Source organism: Clostridium tepidiprofundi DSM 19306 (assembly GCF_001594005.1).
GTDB classification, from domain to species: Bacteria; Bacillota; Clostridia; order Clostridiales; family Clostridiaceae; genus Clostridium_AC; species Clostridium_AC tepidiprofundi.
The window spans coordinates 1-5772 of record NZ_LTBA01000079.1 but is presented as its reverse complement, the minus strand read 5'-3'; the positions used below and the strand labels follow the sequence as shown (position 1 = coordinate 5772).

The window sequence follows — 5772 nt, the reverse complement described above, 5'->3', positions numbered from 1 at the left end:
GTGGGTATACACGCAATCTCAAAATGGAGTAAGCAAAGACGCTATTTGTGATGTTCTTAAGCTATCAGAAGATAAGTGCGCATAATCATTGTAAAATAATGGAGGCGATTTTGCTCATTTATAGTAAGGATAAAAAAGTTGCTAAAAGATGGTTAAAGAAGAATATAAAAAAATCTAATGATATTATTAAAAGATTAGATGAAAAATACAATAGATTTGTTAATGATGAAATTATGAATGAAGAGGATGAGAAAATTTATAATTTTAATGATGGTATTTGTTGTATTGCGTATACATTGCTTAATATTATTGATAAGAGAAGATATATAAGCAAATTAAACTAATATAAAAAAATATTTTGAGTATTACATTATAAATATATTATTTTTAAGGTTTTGAGTTAAGAAGCTAAATTAGAGAACTTTTTAGTGATAAATTATACAGTTATTTAGGAATGTTTAAGAAAAGTATATTGAAAAATATTACAATGAAAGATATAATTTAAATATGAGAATTTTCAAATAAGGTTTATGGGGGAGATGTGATGAGGATAATTTCTGTCTTCAATAATAAAGGTGGTGTTGGCAAAACAACATTGTCATATCATATGGCGTATGCACTTACGGAAATTGGATATAAAGTTTTAATGATAGACCTTGATCCACAATGTAATTTAACTATACATGGAATTGATGTAGAGGAATTACATAATATATGGAAAAAGGAAGATGAATTTATAGAGACAGGATTTGATGCAGCTAAGAAAGAACTTTCAGCAAATGAATTCTTAGAAATGAATAAAGAGCCTAGAACTATTCATTATCTATTGAAACCAACAGAAGAAGGAACAGGTGATTTAGAAACTTTGCCACCTCCATTTGCAATTACAAATAAATTAAATATAATTCCTGGTAGATTAACATTACATATGTATGAGAATAAAATATCATCTAGATGGACAGAAGCATATGTGGGGGATCCATTAGCAATAAGAACTATAACTAAGATTAGAAGTTTGGCTTGTGATTATGCGAGAATATATGGATTTGATTTTGTAGTAATAGATACATCACCAAGTTTAGGAGTATTAAATAAAGTGATTATATCTACAGTTGATGGTTTCTTAATTCCTGCCTTACCAGATATGTTTTCTATGTATGGAATAAAGAATATAGGCAGTTCTTTAGCAAATTGGAAAAGAGATTTTGATGCAATATACAATCTAATTTCAGATAAAAAAAGAAAACAATTTCCTAAAGAGTTTGTAAAATTTCTTGGATTTACTATATATAATGCAAAAAAATATAATGGTAGTAATAATAATCCTTGGGATTTAGCACAATCGCATTATAATTATGCGAAACAAATACCTATAACTATAAAACAATATATAAATAGTGAAATAAGAGAGCATTTAACAGATGATATGATAAACACTCCAATAGGTTTAAAAAATGTAATGCATTCTCATAATACATTACCAGGTATGGCACAAAAATATAAAAATCCAATATGGAAGATTCCAAGTTTAGATAATTTAGAACGAGAAGATACAGCAACTATTAGAGGAAATAGAAAGGTTTATGAAAAAACAAAAGAAGCATATATTGATTTTACCAAAGATTTATTAAAGAGAGTAAATACTTTATAGAAACATAATATTTAATTATCATAAATGGCATTTAATCTTAAAGATTGAGTGCTCTTTATTATGATTAAATAAAATATTTTTATTAAAAATATACATGACTATGATATAATTTTTTATAGAGATGTATAAAAGACGACTGGTAATATGTCAAGATAAAAATTTTATTAAATTGGAAATTTTCTAGTTTGTCTTAGATAAAAAAGGGTAACCTTAATAATCCTTAAGCAATTACCAAAATTTTACTAGGAATTGCAAGGCTGTTGGACAAATATTAAGTTGTAACTTTTTCAACTACCTCGTTAGAGGTATAAAGTTGATTATTTCGTAGCAAAGAAAAAATCAATCTTACAAGTTTTCGTCCAGTTAGTGCAAGGGCTCTTTTATGTTTGTGTACTAAGGCTTCAGCGTATTTGCGATTATAATAATCTTTATATTCAGTGTTATATCTAGTAACGCTAGCAGTAGCTTCAAGTAAGTAATATCGTAGATATTTATTTCCGGTTTTAGTTAGAAAAGTATTATCTGCTGTAAAGTTACCTGATTGTTTTTTTCTCCAAGTTAAACCGGCATATTTGGCTAAACAACTTTGATTAGTAAATTTGGTGATATTACCAAGTTCTGAAACTATGCCTGCTGCAAATATAGGTCCTATACCAGGAATAGATATCAAACATTGAAACTGATGATTATCAAGCCTTTTCACAGCTTTTTCAATTGCTTTATCTAAGCCTTTAACCTCTTTCTCTAAAGATTTAATGCAATTTAGAGATGCTGCAATTGTAGCATTTAGAGGATCATATAGTGACTTATCTAAACGATAAGAATCTCTAGCAGCTTTTTGTAGTAATTTAGCAGTTGCTTCTGGGGCGGAAAATCGATTTTTGCTTTTATCCACTAAGAAAGCAACTAAGTCTTCAAGACTTGCGGTAGCAAGTTCTTCGATAGACATAAATTCTGTAAGTACTGCTAATGATGAAGCTCCAAATGTATTTGAAAAAGGGCTTTCGTTCTTATCAAGAACAGCTAATTCGCTAAACTTTAAAAATATATTTGAAAGAATATAAGACTTTTCACGACTTATATTTTCCATTAAATGTAGTCTGCAACGAGTAAGTCTTTGTAAAGCAATATATTTACTTCCATCCCATGGAGCTGTAGTTATTTTGCCTACTCTTGCAAAGTCAGCAATAACGAACGCATCCTTTGGATCGGTTTTATCCATATCAATAAATGACTTTTTATAAGCACAAATTACTCTAGGGTTTAAGCAGTAAATTTTAGGCTTAAACCATATTAAGGCATCGTGGGTAGCTAATACATTAGCTAAATGCCAGCTATAGAATGAAGTTGATTCCATAGCAATTGTTAGGTGGGTTAGACTATTTTCTTTAAGACATGATATTATATTGGCTACTATTTCTTCAGAGCCTGGAAGGTTGTTGCTTGTTTGAAAAGAGAATAATTTTTCGCCAAAAAAGTCTAAAGCAAACACATAATTGGATTTTGAACTAACATCTATACCAATAAATAAAGTAGTTGTTAAAGCGTTATTCATTGTATCACCACCTTTCAATATAAAATTAAAAAGAACGGACATAGGATTACCCCTAGTTTATAATGCATCAACAGCCTCGCACTAATAAGAACTAAACTATTAATCACTTTAGGTTAGTTGCTACTCTAACCGATTAATAATTCGAACAACGACTGGGTTAGAAGTTAACATTATAAATAAGGAAACACTCTTTTACAGAAGTACCACGATAGTGGTCAACAAGGAGAATCAGAATTACACCTATGTCAATCCATATTGTAAATATTGACGTCTAAGAGTAATTCTAAACCGTTCTTAATAATTTCCAGTAATCTTTAGTTTTTTATGGTTAGTTTAGGTACTGGAAATATTAACAATAATAAAATTTTTTGTTAAACCTATGAGTATAGATGAATGTTTAAATAATTTTGATATTAGTAAAAATGATGTTTTAAATATTATTGATGAATTAAGTGAACTTGGAGTACTTTGTAATAATACGAATTCGAAAGTTGAGAGTTATTTTGCAAATACAAATTCGAATTCTTCATTTTTTGATGCACCAAGAAATCGAAATAAAAATCAAATATGTTTACTTGGTATTCCATATGATGGAGCAGTAACTGGAGCATCTGGATGTAAATTATCACCTGATAAAATTAGGAACTTAACTTCTGGATATGCAAATCAATATATAAGAATTGATGGCAATTTAGAAAATTATAGACCTAATATAAATGTGTATATGAATCAAGCTGTATTTGATTTAGGAAATTTATTATATATAGCTGGCGAATCATCAAGTGATTTACACGATCGTTTGGAAAAATTGTATGCCTTACAAATAAAACAATTTCCTAATAAAATTGTTTGTATTGGAGGCGATCATTCAATTACATATCCTATACTAAAATGTTTTAAAAGAAAAATAAAATTTGTAAAGATTGATGCTCATTATGATTCTGATACTATAATAAATGGTATTGTGAACCATGCAAATTTCGTTACTGCAATACAAAATATGGATAATGTAGATGAAATAATACATGTAGGAGTTAGAGAAGCTTGGAAACCCATTTTTTCAAATGAAAAAATTAAGGTAATAACATCAGATGACATAAAGAGAAAAGATTTAAGTGATTTATTCTTAGACTTTTCACAGGGAGATTATGATTTTTATATTTCTATTGATATTGATGTATTGGATCCTACAATAGCTCCTGGAACAGGATTTACGATACCTTTTGGCTTAGATATTATTGATATATTTAGAATAATTAAACATATTAATAATATAGGGAATATAGTTGGAATGGATATTGTGGAGTTTAATCCATTGCTAGACAAAAATAATATGACTGGTTATGCTGTAATTGAAATATTAAGGTTTATTATTGAGATATTGTCATAATTTGATTGGAGGGATATAATATGAATGCACTATTAGTTATTGATGCACAATATGGTTTAATAAAACAAAAAAATTTTAAGAATGAAATAAAAAAAATAAAAGAACTAATTTTAACATTTAAAGCCAATAAAGAAATTATCATATTTACTCAACATTTAGATAATGATGAAAATAATATACTATTTAAAGATAGTCCTAATGTAGAAATCGTGAAGGAACTTAAAGTTTATGCTGATTATATTGTAAAAAAATCTACTGCAGATGCATTCTTTAATACTAATTTACAAGATATTTTAATTAAACATTCTATAGACAATATTGTTATATGTGGTTTTAATACTGAGTATTGTTGTATGTTTACTGCAATAGCTGGATTTGATAGAGGTTATAAAGTTACATTTATTGAAGATGCAACTGGAACTGTTGGAGATGAAAATTTATATGAGATGCCAGGTTTAGATATAAAGGATTTTGTAGGCTCTGTATTGAATTGGTCAAATATAATTAAAGTATTATATTTCGATGAGTTTATGGAGAAAAGGTAATATGGATAATATAAATAAAAATAAATAAAAATAAATAAAAATAAATATAAATAAATATAAAGCTTTACATATATTACATTCTAATGCAGATGTATCTGTTGAATTTTTCGATGATTTTATTACAATTGATGAAGGTGATTCTGAAGAGGTGTATATTGGTCGTACTAGTATAGATGAATATGTTTTAATTCCTAAAATAGGACTTGAAATAATTCAGTTATTAAGAAATGGAAATTATATTAGTGAAACTATAAATGTGCAAAAATGCTAGCAAATTTTTACAGTATATAATTATACTTTTCCTATGCAACTTTTAATAGGCTACATATTTCTTGTTTAGTAAAACCTTCTTGTGATTTATCACAGATCCAAGAAATCAAGGCTTCTTTAGAATTATTTCTAGCAATTTTTATTCCTTCACTAAAGGTGATGTAATTATCACAGACACCAAAAATACAATATAAATATGCTAACTGAGTTATGATTAAATATCTTTTTATTGCTCTAGAACTTCTTATTTGATATTTATCAAGATTTAACTCCATTTTATTTTGACGAAAAAAAGTTTCTATTGTCCATCGACAATTATACCTTTGAAAAATTTCCTCATCACATAAACTGATATCTGTTG

At 27.4% G+C, this 5772-nt stretch carries 7 protein-coding genes; 5 read left to right on the top strand and 2 right to left on the bottom strand.

The genetic code is table 11. The features are described from left to right. The first annotated feature begins 110 nt into the window (after window positions 1-110). Both CLTEP_RS13240 and CLTEP_RS13235 read left to right on the top strand, forming a co-directional pair. Window positions 111-344 (top strand): hypothetical protein, encoded by a 234-nt coding sequence (locus CLTEP_RS13240; RefSeq protein ID WP_242863950.1) that lies wholly within the window; start codon window positions 111-113, stop codon window positions 342-344. A 200-nt stretch (window positions 345-544) separates the two neighbouring features. Further along, window positions 545-1651, top strand: a complete 1107-nt coding sequence (locus CLTEP_RS13235) for a ParA family protein (protein WP_066827461.1) — start codon at window positions 545-547, stop codon at window positions 1649-1651. A 271-nt stretch (window positions 1652-1922) separates the two neighbouring features. Here the strand turns inward: CLTEP_RS13235 and CLTEP_RS13230 are convergent, their stop codons facing one another. Next, window positions 1923-3206, bottom strand: coding sequence for an IS110 family RNA-guided transposase (locus tag CLTEP_RS13230; protein WP_066827463.1), 1284 nt, complete (start codon window positions 3204-3206; stop codon window positions 1923-1925). Window positions 3207-3585: 379 nt separating this feature from the next. Between CLTEP_RS13230 and CLTEP_RS13225 the strand changes: the two genes are divergently transcribed. From CLTEP_RS13225 to CLTEP_RS15505, 3 genes are all read left to right on the top strand, one after another. After that, window positions 3586-4596 carry an arginase family protein gene (locus CLTEP_RS13225; RefSeq protein WP_066827458.1) on the top strand — a complete coding sequence of 337 codons (1011 nt, stop codon included), beginning with the start codon at window positions 3586-3588 and terminating at the stop codon, window positions 4594-4596. A 20-nt stretch (window positions 4597-4616) separates the two neighbouring features. Further along, window positions 4617-5141: an isochorismatase family protein gene (locus tag CLTEP_RS13220; RefSeq protein WP_066827456.1), complete on the top strand. Its 525-nt coding sequence runs from the start codon at window positions 4617-4619 to the stop codon at window positions 5139-5141. 148 nt (window positions 5142-5289) lie between these two features. Further along, the gene (locus CLTEP_RS15505; protein WP_278319561.1) at window positions 5290-5412 is read left to right on the top strand and encodes a hypothetical protein; all 123 of its coding nucleotides are present in this window, start codon (window positions 5290-5292) and stop codon (window positions 5410-5412) included. Between the two features lie 31 nt (window positions 5413-5443). Here the strand turns inward: CLTEP_RS15505 and CLTEP_RS13215 are convergent. Beyond that, window positions 5444-5772, bottom strand: a 329-nt coding sequence (locus CLTEP_RS13215; protein ID WP_153016349.1) for a transposase, incomplete at its 5' end; no start/stop codon positions are given.

What these genes read in the sequence shown, in the direction of transcription:
- CLTEP_RS13220 (WP_066827456.1), top strand. Translation starts at nt 4,617, where the DNA reads ATGAATGCACTATTAGTTATTGATGCACAATATGGTTTAATAAAACAA.
- CLTEP_RS13225 (WP_066827458.1), top strand. Translation starts at nt 3,586, where the DNA reads ATGAGTATAGATGAATGTTTAAATAATTTTGATATTAGTAAAAATGAT.
- CLTEP_RS13230 (WP_066827463.1), bottom strand. Translation starts at nt 3,206, where the DNA reads ATGAATAACGCTTTAACAACTACTTTATTTATTGGTATAGATGTTAGT.
- CLTEP_RS13235 (WP_066827461.1), top strand. Translation starts at nt 545, where the DNA reads ATGAGGATAATTTCTGTCTTCAATAATAAAGGTGGTGTTGGCAAAACA.